At 71.2% G+C, this 17,846-nt stretch carries 17 protein-coding genes; 13 read left to right on the top strand and 4 right to left on the bottom strand.

Annotated features, from left to right (window positions below; genetic code table 11):
• Nucleotides 1–169: 169 nt before the first annotated feature.
• The gene (locus ACGFW6_RS24795; RefSeq protein ID WP_393513785.1) at nucleotides 170–1,120 is read right to left on the bottom strand and encodes an RNA polymerase sigma factor SigF; all 951 of its coding nucleotides are present in this window, start codon (nucleotides 1,118–1,120) and stop codon (nucleotides 170–172) included.
• A gap of 238 nt (nucleotides 1,121–1,358) precedes the next feature.
• On the opposite strand from ACGFW6_RS24795, the gene ACGFW6_RS24790 reads away from it, so the two are divergent.
• The 7 genes from ACGFW6_RS24790 (at nucleotide 1,359) to ACGFW6_RS24760 (ending at nucleotide 8,342) form a co-directional block, all read left to right on the top strand.
• Nucleotides 1,359–1,745, top strand: a complete 387-nt coding sequence (locus ACGFW6_RS24790) for an STAS domain-containing protein (protein WP_393513782.1) — start codon at nucleotides 1,359–1,361, stop codon at nucleotides 1,743–1,745.
• A 236-nt stretch (nucleotides 1,746–1,981) separates the two neighbouring features.
• A complete protein-coding gene (locus tag ACGFW6_RS24785) occupies nucleotides 1,982–2,584 on the top strand; it encodes an ATP-binding protein (protein WP_393513779.1) in 603 nt (200 codons plus the stop codon).
• 174 nt (nucleotides 2,585–2,758) lie between these two features.
• Nucleotides 2,759–4,183, top strand: coding sequence for a serine--tRNA ligase (gene serS, locus ACGFW6_RS24780; RefSeq protein WP_393513776.1), 1,425 nt, complete (start codon nucleotides 2,759–2,761; stop codon nucleotides 4,181–4,183).
• A gap of 134 nt (nucleotides 4,184–4,317) precedes the next feature.
• Nucleotides 4,318–5,004, top strand: a complete 687-nt coding sequence (locus tag ACGFW6_RS24775; RefSeq protein WP_393513773.1) for an LPXTG cell wall anchor domain-containing protein — start codon at nucleotides 4,318–4,320, stop codon at nucleotides 5,002–5,004.
• A 31-nt stretch (nucleotides 5,005–5,035) separates the two neighbouring features.
• Entirely contained in the window at nucleotides 5,036–5,893 is an 858-nt protein-coding gene (locus ACGFW6_RS24770; protein WP_393513770.1) for a hypothetical protein, read from the top strand.
• The gene (locus tag ACGFW6_RS24765; protein ID WP_393513767.1) at nucleotides 5,890–6,975 is read left to right on the top strand and encodes a hypothetical protein; all 1,086 of its coding nucleotides are present in this window, start codon (nucleotides 5,890–5,892) and stop codon (nucleotides 6,973–6,975) included. Before ACGFW6_RS24770 ends, ACGFW6_RS24765 begins: the two co-directional genes overlap by 4 nt.
• Before the next feature lie 62 nt (nucleotides 6,976–7,037).
• Nucleotides 7,038–8,342: a hypothetical protein gene (locus tag ACGFW6_RS24760; RefSeq protein ID WP_393514187.1), complete on the top strand. Its 1,305-nt coding sequence runs from the start codon at nucleotides 7,038–7,040 to the stop codon at nucleotides 8,340–8,342.
• Between the two features lie 97 nt (nucleotides 8,343–8,439).
• Here the strand turns inward: ACGFW6_RS24760 and ACGFW6_RS24755 are convergent, their stop codons facing one another.
• A complete protein-coding gene (locus tag ACGFW6_RS24755; RefSeq protein WP_393513764.1) occupies nucleotides 8,440–9,936 on the bottom strand; it encodes an oligopeptide:H+ symporter in 1,497 nt (498 codons plus the stop codon).
• Nucleotides 9,937–10,443: 507 nt separating this feature from the next.
• Here ACGFW6_RS24755 and ACGFW6_RS24750 point away from each other — a divergent pair.
• Together ACGFW6_RS24750 and ACGFW6_RS24745 are read left to right on the top strand one after the other, a co-directional pair.
• Nucleotides 10,444–11,121 carry a response regulator transcription factor gene (locus ACGFW6_RS24750; protein WP_107905766.1) on the top strand — a complete coding sequence of 226 codons (678 nt, stop codon included), beginning with the start codon at nucleotides 10,444–10,446 and terminating at the stop codon, nucleotides 11,119–11,121.
• Between the two features lie 76 nt (nucleotides 11,122–11,197).
• The gene (locus tag ACGFW6_RS24745; protein WP_393513760.1) at nucleotides 11,198–12,469 is read left to right on the top strand and encodes an ATP-binding protein; all 1,272 of its coding nucleotides are present in this window, start codon (nucleotides 11,198–11,200) and stop codon (nucleotides 12,467–12,469) included.
• A 7-nt stretch (nucleotides 12,470–12,476) separates the two neighbouring features.
• Here the strand turns inward: ACGFW6_RS24745 and ACGFW6_RS24740 are convergent, their stop codons facing one another.
• Complete coding sequence (locus tag ACGFW6_RS24740; RefSeq protein ID WP_393514184.1) at nucleotides 12,477–13,037, bottom strand: GtrA family protein; 561 nt, start codon at nucleotides 13,035–13,037, stop codon at nucleotides 12,477–12,479.
• 172 nt (nucleotides 13,038–13,209) lie between these two features.
• On the opposite strand from ACGFW6_RS24740, the gene ACGFW6_RS24735 reads away from it, so the two are divergent.
• The 4 genes from ACGFW6_RS24735 (at nucleotide 13,210) to ACGFW6_RS24720 (ending at nucleotide 17,358) form a co-directional block, all read left to right on the top strand.
• A complete protein-coding gene (locus tag ACGFW6_RS24735; protein WP_393513757.1) occupies nucleotides 13,210–14,349 on the top strand; it encodes a 5-(carboxyamino)imidazole ribonucleotide synthase in 1,140 nt (379 codons plus the stop codon).
• Nucleotides 14,346–14,873 (top strand): 5-(carboxyamino)imidazole ribonucleotide mutase, encoded by a 528-nt coding sequence (purE, locus tag ACGFW6_RS24730; RefSeq protein ID WP_393513754.1) that lies wholly within the window; start codon nucleotides 14,346–14,348, stop codon nucleotides 14,871–14,873. Before ACGFW6_RS24735 ends, purE begins: the two co-directional genes overlap by 4 nt.
• Before the next feature lie 5 nt (nucleotides 14,874–14,878).
• Nucleotides 14,879–16,063, top strand: coding sequence for a dipeptidase (locus ACGFW6_RS24725; protein ID WP_393513752.1), 1,185 nt, complete (start codon nucleotides 14,879–14,881; stop codon nucleotides 16,061–16,063).
• Nucleotides 16,064–16,224: 161 nt separating this feature from the next.
• The gene (locus tag ACGFW6_RS24720) at nucleotides 16,225–17,358 is read left to right on the top strand and encodes a dipeptidase (protein WP_393513749.1); all 1,134 of its coding nucleotides are present in this window, start codon (nucleotides 16,225–16,227) and stop codon (nucleotides 17,356–17,358) included.
• Nucleotides 17,359–17,390: 32 nt separating this feature from the next.
• On the opposite strand, the gene ACGFW6_RS24715 is transcribed toward ACGFW6_RS24720, so the two are convergent.
• Nucleotides 17,391–17,750: a VOC family protein gene (locus ACGFW6_RS24715; RefSeq protein WP_393513746.1), complete on the bottom strand. Its 360-nt coding sequence runs from the start codon at nucleotides 17,748–17,750 to the stop codon at nucleotides 17,391–17,393.
• Nucleotides 17,751–17,846 lie beyond the last annotated feature (96 nt).

Here is a 17,846-nt window from a genome sequence, read left to right as displayed (position 1 = left end):
GGAAGCCAAGCCGTGGGGAAAGGGTTTCTGTGGGTAACCCGTGCGCTGTCGGTGAAAGGTCCGTACGCACTGTGCCCGGTGTCCTGCCGACAGATTCGGCGGGGCACCGGGCACAGTGCAGGTCAGCGCGCGAAGGACGCCGCTCCTGGACCGATCGCGGGGGGACCGGTCATTCCTCGAGCGTCAGACCCTTTCTGAGCTTGATCAGGGTCCGCGACAGCAGGCGCGAGACATGCATCTGGGAGATGCCGAGTTCCTCGCCGATCTCCGACTGGGTCATGCCCGCGACGAACCGCAGGGACAGGATCTTCCGGTCCCGGGGCGGCAGTTCGGCGATGAGGGGCTTGAGGGACTCGACGTACTCGATGCCCTCGATGCCGTGGTCCTCGTAGCCGATCCGGTCGGCCAGCGCGCCCTCGGCGTCGTCCTCCTCGGGCTGGGCGTCCAGCGAGGAGGCGGTGTAGGCGTTCGACGCCGCCATGCCCTCGACGACCTCGTCCCGGGTCAGGCCCAGGCGCTCGGCCAGTTCCGCCACCGTCGGGGCGCGGTCGAGCTTCTGCGCCAGCTCGTCACCGGCCTTGGCCAGGTCGAGCCGGAGTTCCTGAAGGCGGCGCGGCACTCGCACCGACCACGACGTGTCGCGGAAGAAGCGCTTGATCTCGCCGATGATCGTCGGCATCGCGAAGGTGGGGAACTCCACGCCGCGGCTCAGCTCGAAGCGGTCGATCGCCTTGATCAGGCCGATGGTGCCGACCTGGATGATGTCCTCCATCGGCTCGCTGCGCGAGCGGAAGCGGGAGGCGGCGAACTTGACCAGCGCGAGGTTGAGTTCGACGAGCGTGTTGCGGACGTACGAGTACTCGTGGGTCCCTTCCTCCAGCGACTCCAGCCGCTCGAAGAGGGTCTTGGAGAGGGCCCGCGCGTCCACCGGCCCCACCTCGTCGTACGGGGGGATGTCCGGCAGCCCTGCGAGCGTGTCGTCCTGGTCGAAGTCGCCTTCGCGGACCACGGCGACGGATTCGCCGCCATGCTCGACGGGATCCGGATGCTCCGGTGGGGATGCCGACGTCGCGCTCTGGGTATGCGATGCGTCGAGCCGGGGTGACATGATGTCCTCCATCGTTCTCGGCATATGGCTGCCGAAGCCTGTCGTGCACTGCGGTGTGCGGCGCCTCCAAGCCGGCCGAGTCGGTTACGTGTCTCTACTAGCCCTACCCGCTTTCCTGAGCCCACCGCAAGTGCGCTCTGGTCCGAAATGTCCGATTCTGTGTGGATGTTCGGGTGTGTAGGAGCCGTAGTGAAGGCGTAGTGTTCGAGAGCGTCAGTCAGCAGCCACGACGTCGGGAGTGAGACACGGCATGGACCGCGGGACGGTCGGCAGCGCACAGTCTGGCCGACTTCTTGTCGAGGTGCGGGAAGAGGGCTCCAGCGCCGTCGTGACACCGGCGGGTGAGTTGGATCACCACACCGCCGATTTGTTGCGTGAGCCACTCGAGGACTGCCTCGGTAAAGGCTTCAGTCGACTGGTGGTCGACTGCTCGCGGCTCGAGTTCTGTGACTCCACGGGACTGAACGTGCTGCTGGGGGCGCGGCTGAAGGCGGAGGCCGCCGGTGGCGGGGTGCATCTCGCGGGCATGCTGCCCGTGGTCGCCCGCGTGTTCGAGATCACGGGGGCCGAGGCGGTCTTCACGGTCCACGACTCGCTGGAGGACGCCCTCGCCGACGGATCCGACGGCGCCGGCTGACCCCGAGCGTCCGGTACTGCATCAGACGTCACATCATTCGGCCCGAATCCAGGGGTGTTCCCTCGGCAGGGTCGGGCAGGAGACATCCTGAACCTGTCGGCTGTGATGTCGGCCACCGGGGGTGGGGGACTGTGACCGACGTATCAGGCAAGGACGTGTACCTACGTACTGACTCTGCGTACTGACTCGTGAATCGTGTGAACGTTGAACTGGTGAATCGGTGAGGTGAAGCGCTGATGAGCACCACCCGGCCTTTCTCGCCGGGCGACCGCGGCCCTGAGCCCAGCGGCGCTTCCGGAGCGTCCGAGGGGGGCGTGCCAGGGTCCGGGGCCGCCGAGCGGGGCGCGTCGGCGGCGGGAGCGTCCGACGGGGGCGTTGTGCCGTCCTTGAGGCCCGAGGAGTCCCAGGCGTCCGCCGCGGCGTCCGCGGGACGTCAGGTCCGCAGGCTGGACTTCGCGGACCAGAGCGGGGTCGTCCCGCTCGCCCGTGACTTCGCCCGGCAGGCGCTGTACGCCTGGGGCTGGCTGCCGGCCGCCACCGCCGACCAGCGGGCCGCCGCCGAGGACGTCCTCCTCGTCGTCTCCGAGCTGGTCACCAACGCCTGCCTGCACGCCGACGGGCCGGACGAGATGTGGATCGCCTGCGACAACAAGGTGATCCGTCTCGAGGTCTCCGACAAGGGCACCGGCCAGCCGGCCCCGCGCACCCCGCACCGCTCGGGGCGACCGGGCGGTCACGGCATGTTCATCGTGCAGCGGCTGTGCCTGGACTGGGGGGTCGTGCGGACCCCCGGCGTCGCGGGCAAGACGGTGTGGGCGGAGCTGGGCGCACCGGCGTAGCGCGCCTCGCCGCCCCGGCGGAAAACCGGTTCCGTCCTGCCCGGACGCTGCCCTACGCTCCCGGCAACGCGCTGACGGAGACCAGTAGCCGGGTCCGCGAGCCGAGAGAGCCGCCCCTCGCTGTGAAGGCGGCCTCGCGACCCCGGTGAATCCACTCCCGAGTGCGGGGAGGAAATGCCCCGCCGGCCGGCCCCCGTCACCGGGCCCGAACGAGACCGCCGTACGGCGGTGAAGGCGTGGTGGCACCGCGAGCACCCTCTCGCCCACGCCCCGAGGGACCACCCCGGGGCGGGCCCTGCCGCTCCGGTCGACCGGACGGAGCAGAGCGCCATGCTCGACGTCACCCTCATCCGACAGCACCCCGACCAGGTCCGCGCCGGCCTGCGCAAACGCGGCGTGGACGCCGACATCCCGGCCTTCCTCGTCCTGGACACCGAGTTCCGCGCCGCACGCGGCGCCGTGGAGCGGCTGCGCGGCGAGCGGCGCCGGATCTCGGCCGAGATCGCCGCACGACGCCGTACGGAGGCCCCCGCGGACGGACTGCGGGCCGAGGCCGGCGAACTGGTCGGCCGGCTCACCGAGGCGGAGGCCGGCCTCGCCGCGCTCGCCGCCCGCCGTCAGGAGTTCCTCGACGCCCTGCCCAACCTCCCGGACGAGGACGTGCCGGCCGGCGGCAAGGAGAACAACGAGGTCGTACGGGTCGTGGGGGACCCGCCCGCCTTCGGCTTCCCGGCCCGCGACCACGTCCGGCTCGCCGAGGACCTGGGCCTGATCGACTACCGGCGCGGCACGGCCCTGGCCGGGAACGGCCACTGGATCTACCGGGGCGAGGGCGCGGCCCTGGAGTGGGCGCTCCTCAACCACTTCCTGGACGCCCATCGCAGGGCGGGCTACGAGTTCGTCCTGCCGCCGCATCTGCTGACGTACGAGGCCGGGTACACGGCCGGGCAGTTCCCGAAGTTCGCCGACGAGGTCTACCGCGTGGACGACCGGTTCCTGCTGCCCACGGCCGAGACCGCCCTGGTCAACCTGCACCGCGGCGAGACGCTCGACGAGCGCGAGCTGCCGCGCCGGTACGTCGCCTACACGCCCTGTTACCGCAGGGAGAGCGGCAGCCACCGGACCGCGGAGCGCGGGACGCTGCGGGGGCACCAGTTCAACAAGGTGGAGCTGTTCCAGTTCGCGAGGCCGCAGGACTCGCACGACGCGCACGTGGAACTGCTCGCCCGCGCGCGGGAGCTCGTCGCCGGGCTGGGGCTGCACCACCGCGTCACCCGGCTCGCGGCCGGAGACACCAGCCCCGCGCAGGCCCGGACCTGCGACGTGGAGGTGTGGCTGCCCAGCCTGGGCGCCTATGCCGAGGTCAGCTCGGTGTCGAACGCGCGTGAGTACCAGGCCCGGCGCGGTGGCATCCGGTACCGCCCGGCCGGCGGCGGCAAGGCGGCGTACGTCCACACCCTGAACGCCTCGGGTCTCGCCACCAGCCGGCTGGTGCCCGCGATCCTGGAGCAGCACCAGCGGGAGGACGGCACGGTGACCGTGCCCGAGGTGCTGCGGCGGTGGGGGCTGCCCGAAGTGCTGGGCCCGGCCCGACCCTGAGTTACCCGGGGTCACTCCCTCCACCCGGTGCACGCCGGATCGCCACAACTCCGGTGTGCACCGTGTCTTCCTTCCTCATGTTCCCGGGCGTACCTTGACGGCCGATCTGATGTGCCGTCAGGAATGAGGGGACCGTGTCGAAGCAGAAGCGAACCGCCACGCTCGCGACCGCCGCGGCCCTGGCCGGCTCGGCGGTGTTGATGGCCGCCCCCGCGGCCAGGGCCGAGGTCGTCGACGTCAACTACGCCTGCAAGACGCCGATCGGCGACAAGAGCGCCGTCTCGCCCATCGACATCAAGGGCGTCAAGAGCGGCAGCGGCTACAAGATCACGATGTCGTGGCAGAAGGGTGTCTCGTCCAGCCCGGTCGAACTGGGCAAGGGCGCGATGAACCCGAGCGCCACCATCAAACTGGGCGGGGCCGACAGCGGCACGATGAACGTGACCGGGCCGGCCAACCAGGAGGCCATCCCCGCCAACACCCCCATCAAGATCAATGACTTGACGGGCACGTACACCCCGAAGAAGACCGGCAAGGTCACCTTCACCGCGGGCATCCTCACCATCAAGGCCCTCGGCACGACCACCACGTGCACCCCGAGCAACAGCCCCGGGCCGTCGCTCGGCCTCGACGTGACGGCGGCGGGCGGCGGGGGCGGTGACAGCGGGCCCCAGAGCGGTTCCGGCTCCGGCTCCGAACTTCCGCAGACCGGCCCCGAGGACTCGGCGATCGCTCTCGGCACCCTCGGCGGCACGGTCCTGCTCGCGGGCGCGGCGGGCGCGCTGTGGCTGACGCGCAGGGGGCAGACCGCACGCCGCTGAACGCCCCCGAACGACAGCACTGGAGCCGCCGATGTCGTCAGCCGCCCGTGTCCTGTGTCTGCCCCTGCTGATTCCGTTCCTGCTCGCGGTGGCCCCCGCGGCGACCGCCGCCGGGGCCTGGACCGTCGCGCCCTCCGGGGGCGGGCGCCCGTCCTTCTACACCGAGGGCGAGCCCGGGTCGGTCCAGCAGGACACGGTGTCCGTGACGAACCGCGGCGCCGGGCCGGTCACCGTACGGCTGACCGGCACCGGCGTGCCGGTCGCCTTCGCCGAGAGCCGGGTGCGGATCCCGGCCCGTACCCGTGCCGAGGTCCCGTTCACGGTGACCGTCCCGGCCGGCACCGCCCCCGGCGACCGCTCCGGCGAGATCGTCGCCCGGGACGCCGGCGGCCGGGCACAGAGGGTCGCCCTGCGTCTGCGCGTCACCGGCCCGGAGCTGTCCGCCCTGACCGTCGAGCAGGTCTCCGTGCGCGCTGACCGCATCACATATGTCCTGGTCAACAGGGGTACGACCGCGCTCGTCCCGAGCCTCGCGGTGCGCGCCGACGGTGTCCTCGGCCGCCTCCTCGACCGCGCCCCGCGCACCCTGCCCGTCGAGCTGCCCCCGGGCAGCCGCACCCGGCTCACCGAGCCCTGGCCCGACCGGCCCGCGCTCGACGCGGTCGACGTACGGCTGACGGTGACGGCGGCGGGCGGAGCGGGCGACACCGCGCAGGTGTCGGCGCGGTTCGTGCCGTGGGGCGCCGTCGCGGGGACCGCGGGGGCGCTCGCGGCGGCGGGCGCCCTGATCGCCGTACGACGCCGAAGGCGCCGCACACCGTACGGCGGCGAGCGGGCCGAGGCCGAACAGCGTGTGCGGCAGCCGGAGTTGACGGGAGCGGGGACGTGAGGGGCACGGTGCGGATCTGGGCGCTGGCGACGGTACTGGCGCTGCTGTTGCTGCCGACGGCGGCCGTGAGCGCCTCGGCGGCCGACGACCCGCCCGTCGTGAAGCTGTCCAAGGCGCAGGCGGGAACGGGTGGTTCGGTCACCGTGACCGGCAGCGGCTGGCGGCCGCGGGCCCTGCTGATGCTCCTGATCTGCGGACAGTCCGTGCCGTCGACCGGCGTGACCGGGGGCACCAACTCCTGCGCCAACGCGGACGGCCGGGCCGTGACCACGGACGGCGAAGGGCGCTTCAGCCGGAAGCTGCCGGTGGCGGAGCCGCCCGTGCCGTGCCCGTGCGTGGTGCATGTGGCGACGGCGACCGGGCCCAAGGCGGAGGCCGACGCGATCTTCCAGGTCGCCGGACACGCGGTCGAACCGCTGCCCGCGGAGCCGGCGGGCGGACGTCTGTCGGTCCTCACGGACACCCGGCTGGACGGCTCCGGCGGCCTGCTCACCTGGTTCGGCGCACCGCCCGCCCGCACGCTGGTGTTCACCGTCGGCAACGTCGGCACCTCCGCCGTCAGGAACCCCGTCTTCCAGGTCGGCACCTCCCACGGCGTGTACGCCCCGCAGTGGGAGGAACAGCAGTGGCGCGGCACGATCCAGCCCGGCCGCAAGGCACGGATCGAGCTGCCGGTGGAGCTCGCCGCCGCCGCGCACGGCGACTACACGGTCTCCCTGAAGTACGGCGGCAAGGTGATGGCCGAGCAGCCCTGGGGCGTGGGCCGCCCCTGGGGCGTCACGCTGTTCTGGATCCTGGTCTGTCTGGTCGTACCGGCCGCGCTGTTCCGCGTCGGCATGGCCGTGGTCGACCGGGTACGGCCGCGGCAGTCCGTCCGCCGCCGCGGTCTGCGCCTGCCCGAAGTCGCCCTTCGCCTGCCGGGGTTGAGGCCCCGGGAGGAGGCGAGGCACGCGGCTCCACCCTCTTCGGCTCTGCCGTGGTTCGCCCCGGACAGCGATCCGGGCACGGCCGGTCGGCTCTCCGCACCGCACGACGACACCCCGACGAGTCCGACGACTCCGACCAGGAAGGGACCCCCGTGAGCAAGCGAAGGAGAGTCACACCGGCCCGGCCCAGGAGAGCGAGTGCGGCCGGCGCCGCCCTGATGCTCGGCGGTGCGGGCGTCCTGCTCGGTGTGAGCGCCGGAACCGCCGAGGCGGCCGAGGTGGCCTACGCGACCGAGTGCATCCCGCCCGCCATCTCCGGGCTGCCGCCCGTCCAGGGCACGACGAAGGTGGAGATCACCGCGCCCGCCGAGGCGAAGGTCGGCGACGAGGTGGAGATCGTCTGGAAGTTTGTCCAGGCGGCGTCCAAGAACCCCGACATCCTCGACCTGGACGCGAACACGGTCCAGCCGACCGGCACGCTGAAGGCGGCCGGCGCGCAGACCGGGGACATCGCCCTGCAGGGCCCGCGGGAGAACCCGCCGATCCCCAAGAACAGCGACATGAAGCTGTCCGACATGAAGGGCAAGCTGAAGCTGACGGCGCCGGGAGAGGTGACGCTGACGCCGGACGCGTACAACATCAACGTCAACAAGCCGATCTCCACGGACACCAAGTGCGCGCCCAAGGAGGCCGTGAAGCAGGCGGCGACGATCAAGGTGACGGACGGGGGCGGGAACTCGGGCGGTACGACGGGAGGTCTGCCGACGGTGATCCCGACGCTGCCGACGAGCGTGCCGACCGGCCTGCCCACCGGGTCCTCCAGCCCGTCGCCGACTGAGAGCGAGACGGGCGGAGACGACGGCGGCACCGGCACCGGGGGCGGTGGCGGCCAGACCGACTTCACGGGCAAGGAGGTCCAGGTCCCCTACGAGTGCAAGACGCCGATCGGCGACAAGAACGCGACCTCGCCGGTGCAGATCGACGCCAGGAAGAGTGGCGAGAACTTCGACCTGACGGTGCAGTTCAAGAAGTCGGTGATGGACAGCCCCGCCGACATCCCCAAGGACTCCGTCAAGCCGTCGATGGAGGTCGCGCTGGGCGGCGCCGACAAGGGCACGGTCCATGTCGAGGGCCCGACCAACTCCGAGGCCATCAAGTCGGGCGAGCCGATCGAGATCCCCGACCTGACCGGCACCTACAAGCCCGGCGCGAGCGGTGAGTCGACCCTCTCCCCGGGCGTCCTGACGATCGAGGCCCTGGGCACGACGACGACCTGCACACCCGCCAGGTCGGAGGTCTCCCTGACCCTGGACACGACCGAGCAGGCGAGCGGCGCGTCCGGCGGCGGCTCGGCGGGCGGTTCGGGCGGAGGCTCCGCCGGCGGCTCGTCGACGAGCGGCGGCCTCGCGGCGACGGGCGCGGAGGACCACGACGCCTTGAAGGCGCTGGGCCTGGTGGCGGGGACGGCACTGCTGCTGGGCGGGGCGGTGTTCACGTTCATGCCGAGGCGCAGGACGCGCTGATTCCCTCAGGGGCGCGGGGAACCGCGCACAGTGCCAAAACCGACGGGGCCGTCACACCTACGTAGGTGCAACGGCCCCGTCCGGCTCAAGCAGCGCGCTAGCGCACGTCGCCCATCAGCGCCTTGACCTTCTTGCGGTACATCCACACCGCCACACCGGCGACGACGGCGAGCGTCGCCTCCAGGGCCACGATGTTGGTCTTGTTCAGGTCGACACCGGCGATGGAGAGCAGACCGGTCGTGGCGTCACCGGCGGTGACGGCCAGGAACCAGACGCCCATCATCTGCGAGGCGTACTTCGCGGGCGCCATCTTCGTCGTCACCGACAGACCCACCGGGGACAGCAGCAGCTCACCGACGGTCTGGACGAAGTAGATCGCCACCAGCCACATCGCGGCCGCCTTGTGACCGCCCTCGGCGATCGACAGCGGAGCGAGGAACAGGAAGAACGACGCACCGACCAGGACCAGACCCGAGCCGAACTTCACGATCGTGCTCGGCTCCTTGCCGCGCCGGTTCAGCGCCAGCCAGAACCAGGCGAAGACCGGGGCCAGCGCCATGATCAGGACCGGGTTGACCGACTGGTACCAGGAGACCGGGAAGTTCCAGCCGAACACGCTGTTCTCGGCGGAGCCCTCGGCGAAGATCGACAGGGTCGAGCCGCCCTGGTCGTAGATCATCCAGAAGACGGCGGCGGCCACGAAGAACCAGATGTACGCGGACATCTTCGACTGCTCGCCCCGGTCCAGGTCCTTGTCGCGCTTGATGCGCACCAGGACCATCGTCGGGATGATCACGCCGAGCAGGGTCAGCGGGACCAGGATCCAGTTCAGGGTGTAGTTGCCGGAGAAGCCGACGATCGCGTAGAAGACGACCGCGATACCGGCCCAGATCGCCGCCTTGCGCAGGGTGGAGGACTTCTCTGCGGCGGACAGCGGCGTCGGGACGACGCTGGAGCGCTCCGCCAGGTGGCGCGAGCCGATCAGGAACTGGGCGAGACCCAGCGCCATGCCGAGCGCGGCGAGCGCGAAGCCCAGGTGCCAGTTGACGTTCTCACCGATGGTGCCGATGATCAGCGGCGCCGCGAAGGCACCGAGGTTGATGCCCATGTAGAAGACGGTGAAGCCACCGTCGCGGCGCGGGTCGGACGGACCGTCGTAGAGGTGGCCGACCATCGTGGAGATGTTGGCCTTCAGCAGACCCGAACCGATCGCCACCAGGCCGAGGCCGGCGTAGAACGTGCCGGAGGACGGCAGGGCCAGCGTGAGGTGGCCGAGCATGATGACGCCACCGGCCACGGCGACGGTCTTGCGCGGGCCCCAGACCCGGTCGCCGAACCATCCGCCGGGCATGGCGAGCAGGTACACCATCGACACGTAGACCGAGTAGATCGCGGTCGCCGTCGCCGCGTCGAGGTTCAGGCCGCCCGGAGCGACCAGGTACAGCGGGAGCAGAGCCCTCATGCCGTAGTAGGAGAAACGCTCCCACATCTCGGTCATGAAGAGAGTGGCCAGTCCGCGGGGGTGGCCGAAGAAGGTCTTCTCGGAGCCGGGGGTGCCCGGGCGGGCCGAGTCCTTCGTCAGGCTGGACGCCATGGTCGATCCTTGCTGGTCGGGACGCGCACTGACGTACGACACGTTCACGCGCCCGGTGGGGGGCGGCCGGCACCGGCGGACACGGCCGTCCGCCCCACGCCCAGGGGCAGTCCGCTCCGGGTCACGGAGGGGATGACGGCGACCGTCGGGATCCACGCCCCCACCTTCGGGGGCCCGGCCACAGGTCATTCCATTCGGGACCGGAGAACACCGGTCCCGCACACAAAAGAGACCCTCAGCGTCAAGTGCGCCGAAGGTCCCCGCAGTGCTACGGGCGTAGAGTCACCATACGTCAGGACACTGCCTGAAATGGAAGGACTTGAGACAGGGATCACAGGTGTCGAGAGCAACCGAGGACACCGTTTCCCAGGTCCTTTCCAGGATCGCATCCCGGCGGCATAGGTCTGTACCACAGCGGCCGAAGGTAAGAGACACGCCCGCGGCCGGTGAGAATCGGGCCGGTCGATCACCCTCCAGCTCTTGTCATGGGCGGACTACCATCACCTCATGACCCGAGTACTGCTCGCCGAGGACGACGCGTCCATTTCAGAGCCGCTGGCCCGCGCACTGCGCCGGGAGGGGTACGAGGTCGAGGTGCGTGAGGACGGCCCCACCGCGCTCGACGCTGGAATGCAGGGCGGTATCGATCTGGTCGTGCTGGACCTCGGCCTGCCCGGTATGGACGGCCTGGAGGTGGCCCGGCGACTGCGTGCCGAGGGCCACACCGTGCCGGTCCTCATCCTCACCGCGCGCGCCGACGAGGTGGACACCGTCGTCGGGCTCGACGCGGGCGCCGACGACTACGTCACCAAGCCCTTCCGGCTGGCCGAGCTGCTCGCCCGGGTCCGGGCCCTGCTGCGGCGCGGCGCCGCCGAGCCGCAGCAGCCGCCGGCCACTCACGGCGTACGGATCGACGTCGAGTCGCACCGGGCGTGGATGGGCGACGAGGAGCTCCAGCTCACGGCGAAGGAGTTCGACCTGCTGCGGGTGCTGGTGCGTGACGCCGGCCGGGTGGTGACCCGGGACCAGCTGATGCGCGAGGTCTGGGACACGACGTGGTGGTCGTCGACGAAGACGCTCGACATGCACATCTCCTGGCTGCGCAAGAAGCTGGGCGACGACGCGGCCAATCCCCGCTACATCGCGACCGTGCGCGGCGTGGGCTTCCGTTTCGAGAAGAGCTGATTCCGGTCCCGGGGCCGAGGCCGTACGGGCGAGCACGCCGTACCGGTGTCCAGGCCGTACAGATGAGTAGCAGGGCATGCGCCGTCGACTGATCCAGTCCACCCTCGCCGTCGTTCTCGTCGTGATCGCCGTGTTCGGTGTGTCGCTGGTGATCGTCGAGACGCGGACGATCACCAGCACCGCGCAGGAGCGGGTGGACACCGAGGCGGTACGGCTCGCCAGCATCGTGGACAGCCGGCTGCTCGGGGACGAGACCGTGGACGCCAAGGTGCTGCGGGAGCAGGTCCAGGGGGACCGCTACGCCGAGATCCGGATCCCGCGGAAGCGGGTGATCACGGTCGGCACCAAGCCGACCGGCGACGTCATCAGCGCCACCGAGACCGGCGAGGAGGGCGAGACGGTCACCGTGCAGGAGCCGCGCTCCTCGGTGACCCGGGAAGTCGGCCGTACGCTGCTGATCATCGGGGCCGTCGCCCTGCTCGCGGTGATCGCGGCCGTGCTGCTCGCGGTACGCCAGGCGAACCGGCTCGCCTCGCCGCTCACCGACCTCGCGGAGACGGCGGAACGCCTCGGCTCGGGAGACCCCCGGCCCCGGCACAAGCGGTACGGCGTGCCCGAGCTGGACCGGGTGGCGGACGTGCTGGACTCCTCCGCCGAGCGCATCGCCCGCATGCTGACGGCTGAGCGGCGCCTGGCCGCCGACGCCTCGCACCAGCTGCGCACCCCGCTCACCGCGCTCTCCATGCGCCTGGAGGAGATCACCCTCACCGACGATCCCGACACGGTGAAGGACGAGGCGACGATCGCCCTGACGCAGGTGGAGCGCCTGACGGACGTCGTCCAGCGGCTGCTGACGAACTCCCGCGACCCGCGCACCGGCTCCGCCGTCACCTTCGACCTCGACGAGGTCATCCAGCAGCAGCTCGCGGAGTGGCGGCCCGCCTACCGCAGCGCGGGCCGGGCCATCGTCAGCTCCGGCAAGCGCCACCTCCAGGCGGTCGGCACGCCGGGCGCGGTGGCGCAGGTGCTCGCGGCCCTGATCGAGAACTCGCTGATGCACGGCGGCGGCACGGTGGCGCTGCGCACCCGGGTGACCGGCAACCAGGCGGTGATCGAGGTCACCGACGAGGGGCCCGGCGTCCCCGCCGACCTCGGCGCCCGCATCTTCGAGCGCGCCATCAGCGGCCGCAACTCCACGGGCATCGGCCTCGCGGTCGCCCGGGACCTGGCGGAGGCGGACGGCGGCCGGCTGGAGATGCTCCAGGCGAAACCCCCGGTGATCGCCCTGTTCCTGTCCCGCACGCAGCCTCCGAAGAAGCCGCAGGACTCGGGGCCGACGGTCCGGTAGCCGCCGTTCAGCCCACGCGCTGGCCGACCCGGCTCTCCCGCGCGGAAGGCCCGCGCGGAGGCTCCAGGAACGATTCGGCGGACGGCGCCGGCTCCTGCACCGGCAGCGCACGGAACACCCACGTGCGGTACGACCAGAAGCGGAAGAGGGTCGCCACGCCGATGCCGAGGAACTTGAAGATGTTGCTCTGCAGCGGGCTGTCCCAGCCGAAGCCGTAGGTCGCCGCGTACAGCACGCCGTTCTCGATCACCAGGCCGACGGCGCTGAACAGCAGGAACAGGCTCAGTTCCTTGGTGCGGCGGCTCTTGTCGCGATCCCGGTATGTGAAGTACCGGAAGCCGATGTAGTTGAAGATGATCGCGACGACGGTCGCGATGACGCTCGCCCGCACCACCTGGAGGTCGGTGACATGCCGCACCAGGTTGAACACGAGGAGATTGACGAGGAGCCCGGCTCCCCCCACCGCACCGAACTTCGCCACCTCGCGCACCAGCCGGTCGAAGCGCTGCCGTACGGATTTCCCGGACACCGGAGGCGACGACTGAAGCCCCGAGGAACCACGTCCCATGGTCTTGAAGGCTCCCTGTCGGTCGGTTTCGTCGACGTCGGTCGGTTTCGTCAACTCAGCCATGCTAACCACCCCCCTTCACGAATGCCCGCGGGTGCGCTCATAGACCGGGGAAGAGACCCGGAAAAGTCCGGTAAGAGGGTCGCCCTCGAGCGGCCGATACCCTAGGGGCGTGACGTTCCCGGTAGTCGGCATGGTCGGCGGGGGCCAGCTCGCGCGTATGACACACGAGGCAGGCATCCCGCTCGGCATCAGGTTCAAGCTCCTCAGTGACACCCCGCAGGATTCCGCGGCGCAAGTCGTCGGCGATGTCGTCATCGGCGACTATCGCGACCTCGACACGCTGCGCGAGTTCGCCCGTGGGTGCGATGTGATCACCTTCGATCACGAACATGTACCCACCGAGCACCTACGGGCGCTGGAGGCGGACGGCATCCCCGTCCGCCCGGGCCCCGACGCGCTCGTGCACGCCCAGGACAAGGGAGTGATGCGCGCGCGGCTCGATGCGATCGGTGTGCCGTGCCCCCGGCACCGCATCGTGAGCGACCCGCAGGACGTCGCCGCGTTCGCGGCCGAGGGCGACGGCTTCCCGGTCGTCCTCAAGACGGTCCGCGGCGGCTACGACGGCAAGGGCGTCTGGGTCGTGGACGACGTGGCCGAGGCGGAGGACCCCTTCCGCGCCGGCGTCCCCGTCCTCGCCGAGGAGAAGGTGGACTACGTCCGCGAGCTCGCCGCCAACGTCGTACGGTCGCCGCACGGCCAGGCCGTCGCGTACCCGGTGGTCGAGTCCCAGCAGGTGAACGGCGTCTGCGACACCGTCATCGCGCCCGCCCCCGACCTCGACGAGGCCCTCGCGCTGAAGGCCGAGGAGATGGCCCTGACCATCGCCAAGGAACTCGGCGTCGTCGGTCACCTCGCGGTCGAGCTGTTCCAGACCCGCGACGGCCGCATCCTCGTCAACGAGCTCGCGATGCGCCCGCACAACTCGGGCCACTGGAGCCAGGACGGCGCCATCACCTCGCAGTTCGCCAACCACGTCCGGGCCGTCCTCGACCTGCCCCTCGGCGACCCGCGCCCGCGCGCGAAGTGGACGGTCATGGTCAACGTCCTCGGCGGCGACTACCCCGACATGTACTCCGCGTACCTGCACTGCATGGCCCGCGACCCCCAGCTGAAGATCCACATGTACGGCAAGGACGTGAAGCCCGGCCGCAAGGTCGGTCATGTCAACACCTACGGCGACGACCTGGACGACGTGCTGGAGCGCGCCCGTCACGCTGCCGGCTACCTGAGAGGCACGATCACCGAATGAGCCCCGTTGTAGGCATCGTCATGGGGTCGGACTCCGACTGGCCCGTCATGGAGGCCGCCGCCCAGGCCCTCGACGAGTTCGAGATCGACTACGAGGTCGACGTCGTCTCCGCGCACCGCATGCCGCGCGAGATGGTCACCTACGGCGAGCGGGCGGCCGAGCGCGGGCTGAAGGTGATCATCGCCGGTGCCGGGGGCGCCGCCCACCTGCCCGGCATGCTCGCCTCGGTGACTCCGCTGCCGGTGATCGGCGTGCCCGTTCCGCTGAAGTACCTCGACGGCATGGACTCGCTGCTCTCCATCGTGCAGATGCCGGCCGGCGTGCCCGTGGCCACCGTCTCGGTCGCCGGCGCGCGCAACGCCGGGCTGCTCGCCGCCCGCATCCTCGCGGCCCACGACGAGGACCTGCTCCAGCGGATGCGCGAGTTCCAGCAGGACCTGAACGACCAGGCCACCGAGAAGGGCAAGCGCCTGCGCGCCAAGGTCGAGGGAGCGGGCGGGTTCGGCTTCGGCGCGGGGAAGTGACGCCGATGACCTCCCTGGAGGCAGCCCGGGAACTCCTGCGCGAGTTCCCCGTCGTCGACGGTCACAACGACCTCCCCTGGGCGCTGCGCGAACAGGTCCGCTACGACCTCGACGCCCGCGACATCGCCGGTGACCAGGCCGCCCATCTGCACACCGACATCCCCCGCCTGCGCGAGGGCGGCGTCGGCGCGCAGTTCTGGTCGGTGTACGTCCGCTCGGACTACGCCGGCGACAAGGCGGTCAGCGCCACCCTCGAACAGATCGACTGCGTACGGCAGTTGCTGGCCCGGTATCCGCAGGCCCTGCGCCCGGCGCTGACGGCGGCGGACATGGAGGCGGCCCGCGCGGAGGGCCGTATCGCCTCCCTGATGGGTGCCGAGGGCGGCCACTCGATCGCGAACTCCCTGGCCACGCTGCGCGCGCTGTACGCGCTCGGCGTCCGCTACATGACCCTCACGCACAACGACAACATCGCGTGGGCGGACTCGGCGACCGACGAGCCCGGCGTGGGCGGCCTGTCGGCCTTCGGCCGCGAGGTCGTGCGGGAGATGAACCGCGAGGGCATGCTGGTCGACCTCTCGCACGTGGCGGCCTCCACCATGCGCGACGCGCTCGACACCTCCACCGCCCCGGTGATCTTCTCCCACTCGTCCTCGCGCGCGGTGTGCGACCACCCGCGCAACATCCCGGACGACGTGCTGGAGCGCCTGCCGGGCAACGGCGGCATCGCGATGGTGACGTTCGTACCGAAGTTCGTGCTGCAGGCGGCGGTCGACTGGACGGTCGCGGCCGACGAGAACATGCGTGCCCACGGCTTCCACCACCTCGACACCACCGCCGAGGCGATGAAGGTGCACCGCGCCTTCGAGGAGACCATCCCGCGTCCGGTCGCCACGGTGTCCACGGTCGCCGACCATCTCGACCACATGCGCGAGGTCGTCGGCGTCGACCACCTCGGCATCGGCGGCGACTACGACGGCACGGCCTTCACCCCGGACGGCCTCAGCGACGTCTCCGGCTACCCCAACCTGATCGCCGAGCTGCTGGACCGCGGCTGGTCCAAGCCCGACCTGGCCAAGCTGACCTGGCAGAACGCGGTCCGGGTGCTGGGCGCGGCCGAGGACGTGGCCCGCGACCTGCGCACGACGCGGGGTCCGTCCAACGCGACGATCGAGGCACTGGACGGCTGATCGCCGAGGGCGGGGCGGCCGGCGCGAACCGGTCGCCCCGCCCCGGTGTCCCCGGGCGTCGGCGTACCCCCGAACGCCCCGTCCACCAGGAAGGACACGCGGGTCCGTGCGACCGTGAACCGTACTGCTGATCAGTGCGTCGATCACGTACGGAGACCGCCATGGCAGACCTCAAGTACGACGCGGACGCCGCCCCCGAGGTCGGTGAGATAGGCGAGCTGCCCGATCCGCCGGCCGGGAGCCCGTCCGAGGCCGTCGGCGGCCCGGACGACGACCCGGACTCCGGCACCGATCTCCTGGCCCGCGCCCACCGCCTGCTGGCCGCGCATCCCGTCGCCGACGGCTACAGCGGACTGCCCTGGGCGCTGCGCCGGCTGCCCTGGTTCGACCTGGAACTCGGCGAGAGCGCCGTCGACACCGATGTGCCGCGGATGCGCGAGGGCCACGTCGGCGCGCTGTTCTGGGCCCTGCACCTGCCCGAGGCGCTGGACGGCGACCGGGCCGTCGGCGCCACGCTGGAGCAGCTCGACCTGGTGAAGACCGTCGTACGGGCCCACCCCGAGGGACTGCGGCTCGCCGACGCCCCCGGCCCGATCACCGACGCCCGCCACAGCGGCCGCGTCGCGGTGCTGCCGGGACCGGCGGGGGCCGCCGCGCTCGGCGACTCGCTCGGCATCCTGCGCTCCCTGCACGGTCTCGGGCTGCGCGCGCTGACCCTGTCCGGTGTCTCCTGGGCGAGCGAGTCGGGGCTGACCCGGTTCGGCGAGGAGGTGCTGCGCGAGATGAACCGGCTCGGTGTGCTGGCCGACCTCTCCGGCGCCTCGGCGGACACCGTGCGCAGGGCGTGCGCGGTCTCCAAGGCGCCGGTCCTGTGCGCCCGCTCGGCCGCCCGCGCCCTGCGCCCGCACCCCGCCAACGTCCCCGACGAACTGCTGGCCGAGCTGAGTGCCGTCAGGGGCCTGTGCATGGTGCCGCTCACCGCCGAGCAGACCGGCCCGTCCGTGCGGGACGTCGCCGACCACCTCGACCACGTCCGTGCGGTGGCCGGCCCCGAATGCGTCGGACTCTCCGGCACCTACGACGCCGGGGCCGCCCACCCGCAGGACCTCAGCGACGCCTCCTGCTACCCGCACCTCGTGGCCGAACTGCTGCGCCGCGGCTGGCCGGAGGCCGAGATCGCCTTGCTGACCTGGGGGAACGTCCAGCGCGTGCTGCGCGAGGCCGACTTCACGGCCCGGGAGGCACAGCGGCGCCGGGAGCCGTCGACGATGAAGATCGCCGAACTGGACGGCTGACCGGCAGGCGGAGCGGTGACCGGTCGCGCATGTCAGGCCCGGCAGAGGCAGAACGGGTGACCCGCCGGATCCGCGTAGACCCGGAAGCCGCGTGAGTGGTCCTCGGCGTCGAGCGGCGTGGCGCCGAGCGTCAGGATCTGCGCCTCGGCCGCGTCCAGGTCCTCGACGGTCAGATCCAGGTGGAACTGCTGGGAGTGGTCGGGCGCGGGCCACTTCGGCGGTACGAATCCGGGGGCGGCCTGAAACGCCAGCGCCCGCCCGCCCGGCACCGTCAGGTCCACCCAGTCCCCCTCGCCCTCGACGCTTCCGCCGAGCACGCGCGCGTAGAAGCCGGCGAGTGAGCTGGGGTCGGGACAGTCCAGGACGACGGCGCCCAGTTCGGCGATGGCCATGACTTCCTCCTTGAGTAAGGGGACGTGGTTACCGCTACAGCGTGTCTATAGGTAACGCTGTTACCTGATGTTCCCGTATTGGAGGTAACCTCGCAA

This window comes from Streptomyces sp. Y7 (assembly GCF_043195415.1).
Taxonomy (GTDB): domain Bacteria; phylum Actinomycetota; class Actinomycetes; order Streptomycetales; family Streptomycetaceae; genus Streptomyces.
Note: the sequence above shows the minus strand (reverse complement) of the source record. Positions and strands in the feature narration are given on the sequence as shown.

Coding starts and splice junctions, on each gene's coding strand:
- ACGFW6_RS24795 (WP_393513785.1), bottom strand. CDS start 1,120: ATGGAGGACATCATGTCACCCCGGCTCGACGCATCGCATACCCAGAGC.
- ACGFW6_RS24790 (WP_393513782.1), top strand. CDS start 1,359: ATGGACCGCGGGACGGTCGGCAGCGCACAGTCTGGCCGACTTCTTGTC.
- ACGFW6_RS24785 (WP_393513779.1), top strand. CDS start 1,982: ATGAGCACCACCCGGCCTTTCTCGCCGGGCGACCGCGGCCCTGAGCCC.
- serS (WP_393513776.1), top strand. CDS start 2,759: ATGCCCCGCCGGCCGGCCCCCGTCACCGGGCCCGAACGAGACCGCCGT.
- ACGFW6_RS24770 (WP_393513770.1), top strand. CDS start 5,036: ATGTCGTCAGCCGCCCGTGTCCTGTGTCTGCCCCTGCTGATTCCGTTC.
- ACGFW6_RS24760 (WP_393514187.1), top strand. CDS start 7,038: ATGCTCGGCGGTGCGGGCGTCCTGCTCGGTGTGAGCGCCGGAACCGCC.
- ACGFW6_RS24755 (WP_393513764.1), bottom strand. CDS start 9,936: ATGGCGTCCAGCCTGACGAAGGACTCGGCCCGCCCGGGCACCCCCGGC.
- ACGFW6_RS24750 (WP_107905766.1), top strand. CDS start 10,444: ATGACCCGAGTACTGCTCGCCGAGGACGACGCGTCCATTTCAGAGCCG.
- ACGFW6_RS24745 (WP_393513760.1), top strand. CDS start 11,198: ATGCGCCGTCGACTGATCCAGTCCACCCTCGCCGTCGTTCTCGTCGTG.
- ACGFW6_RS24740 (WP_393514184.1), bottom strand. CDS start 13,037: ATGGGACGTGGTTCCTCGGGGCTTCAGTCGTCGCCTCCGGTGTCCGGG.
- purE (WP_393513754.1), top strand. CDS start 14,346: ATGAGCCCCGTTGTAGGCATCGTCATGGGGTCGGACTCCGACTGGCCC.
- ACGFW6_RS24725 (WP_393513752.1), top strand. CDS start 14,879: ATGACCTCCCTGGAGGCAGCCCGGGAACTCCTGCGCGAGTTCCCCGTC.
- ACGFW6_RS24720 (WP_393513749.1), top strand. CDS start 16,225: ATGGCAGACCTCAAGTACGACGCGGACGCCGCCCCCGAGGTCGGTGAG.
- ACGFW6_RS24715 (WP_393513746.1), bottom strand. CDS start 17,750: ATGGCCATCGCCGAACTGGGCGCCGTCGTCCTGGACTGTCCCGACCCC.